Here is a 1,948-nt window from a genome sequence, read left to right as displayed (position 1 = left end):
CAATCCGAAGGCGTGGCGTGGTGGCCTCGCCCGCGCACTCGTCCGGCGCAGGGAAGGCGGGGGCGGTGTCCGCGCAGTGGACAGCCGTGTCAATCAGCTTGTTCACCGCGAGGGTCCAGGTGCGCAGTCCCTCATGGCCGCTTAGCTCAGTGAAGACGGCCGCCTCCAGGCAACATGTGCTGGCCTTCTCGAACTCATAGTTGTCCAGCAGGGCAATCGCCTGCAGACCCGCAAGATGGCCCGCAATCATGAAAAGGCGGAACTGCTGATGGGGAAGCATTCGGGTTCGAAGGAGAATGTCGGCAGAGCGCTGCTGCTCCTGCACGCGGACGGTGATATCGGCGGGAGTGAGCTGGTCAGCGGATCTGATCAGTTCCGCTACCTGCTGGTCGAGGACGTCCAGCTTTCGGTCGGAGGTCTGATGGTCGAGCAGGTCGCGGATCCTGCGGCGGGATTCGACCTCCGGGTTGGGAGCGTGCTGCATTCGTTCGGAGCGGGCTTCGATCGCGGCCAGCCGAAGTGCCACGAGAGCGCCGTCCGCCGCCAGGGCCGCGTCGACGGCCGCGAGGACCGGTCGTGTGGGTACACCGCGGCTGGGCTGTTCCAGCTGGCTGATGTACTGTCGACTGTAACCAGCGATCTTCGCGAGATCGTCCCGGGAGAGCCCTCGTTCCTCACGTCTGCGACGGATCTCCCGTGGTAGAAGATCCTCCGCGGTGGCCGTGCCGTCACGGACTCGGCTCCGTTGCCGCATCTGCGTCTGCTTCCTTTCGAGAACGCCGGGCAGCAGGAGTTTGCCGACCGACCCGATCGGTGTCACGGTGCCAAACTGGACGTGGCTTACATGCGGGACCTGGCTTACTTACCGGACGTTGCTTCCATGGACGGATCCGAACAAATCGTGTCACCTTTTGTGACCATCTTACGTCATGGTGCACCTATTTTGGCCAGAGTTCGAAGGTCTCTCACCTAAAGATTATTTTTTATTACTCTCGGTGATTTGCGTGCCTCTGTCGCCGTGCCGGCTCGGGTCGCGGTTGTCGGCAGCCGCCGAGTCGAGCGCAGGGCGTCAAGGGGCTCGTCGACACCAACCAGGGTGGTTCGCTCCTCCGCCTGGCGATGCACGCGCCCCGGCCCCGCTCCTTGATCCACACTCCTGTTGCCGGGCGCTCTTAGCTGATCGGTTTTTCTCGGTGTACCCAGGTGTGCGACAGGGGTCATGATCGACACCATTTGGTCGATCGGAGGCCCTGAGTGTGTTGGAAGTTGCCGACAGTTGTTGTCGTTGTTACTTTTGACGCATCAAAGACAATCTACAAACAATCATTCCACATTGCTTCATCCCAGGAGTTGCCGGGGATTACGCGAGCATCGCGGGTTCGCGGATCGCCCGCCACCGGCGTCGGTCCTTAGCGAACGCGGGGGGCTAGCTCTGGAAACCACCCCTAATGACGATGGGCGGGGGTGTCGGCGTGGCGTACAACGTCTGATATGGACGGGGAGTCGGAGCCGCAGGCTGCGGTTCGCGTCGTCGTGGCCGACGATGCGGATGGTGTGCGCGACCTCGTGTGCCTTCTGCTGGAGATGGAACCTGACTTCGTGGTCGTCGGCCAGGCAAGGAACGGGGTCGAAGCGGTTGACGTCGTTTCGCGGACAGACCCTGACCTCGTACTGCTTGATGTTTCGATGCCCGTGCTGGACGGCCTCGCGGCGCTGCCCGGGGTACGTCGCGCCGCGCCGGGCGCCCGCGTCGTCATCTTCACCGGCTTTTCCGAACAGGCTCTCGGCGAGCGGGCGTCGGCGCTGGGCGCGCATGCGCTGATCGAGAAGGGCCTCGCCACCGACAGCCTGGTCGACCGCCTTCGAGACGTGTGCGGCCGTGCCCCGGCCCGGGTTGCCGCAGGCGGCTCCACCCGGCGCTGAACGTCGGGATCTGTGGGTGTCGGGA

Annotated in this window: 2 protein-coding genes; one reads left to right on the top strand and one right to left on the bottom strand. The window is 63.9% G+C overall.

Features of this window, described 5'->3' with window-relative positions:
• The coding region (locus tag U9980_RS11060) for a helix-turn-helix domain-containing protein (RefSeq protein ID WP_322767833.1) at positions 1-754 on the bottom strand (754 nt) is incomplete at its 3' end.
• 737 nt (positions 755-1,491) lie between these two features.
• On the opposite strand from U9980_RS11060, the gene U9980_RS11055 reads away from it, so the two are divergent.
• Positions 1,492-1,923 (top strand): response regulator transcription factor, encoded by a 432-nt coding sequence (locus U9980_RS11055; RefSeq protein WP_322748800.1) that lies wholly within the window; start codon positions 1,492-1,494, stop codon positions 1,921-1,923.
• Positions 1,924-1,948: the final 25 nt, after the last annotated feature.

This window comes from Protofrankia sp. Cr1 (assembly GCF_963555865.1).
In the GTDB taxonomy this organism is placed as follows: domain Bacteria; phylum Actinomycetota; class Actinomycetes; order Frankiales; family Frankiaceae; genus Protofrankia.
The sequence above is the reverse complement of the archived record's forward strand: the minus strand, read 5'-3'. Positions and strand labels throughout refer to the sequence as shown.

Excerpts from the sequence above, each read along its gene's own strand:
- U9980_RS11055 (WP_322748800.1), top strand. The coding sequence starts at position 1,492 with ATGGACGGGGAGTCGGAGCCGCAGGCTGCGGTTCGCGTCGTCGTGGCC.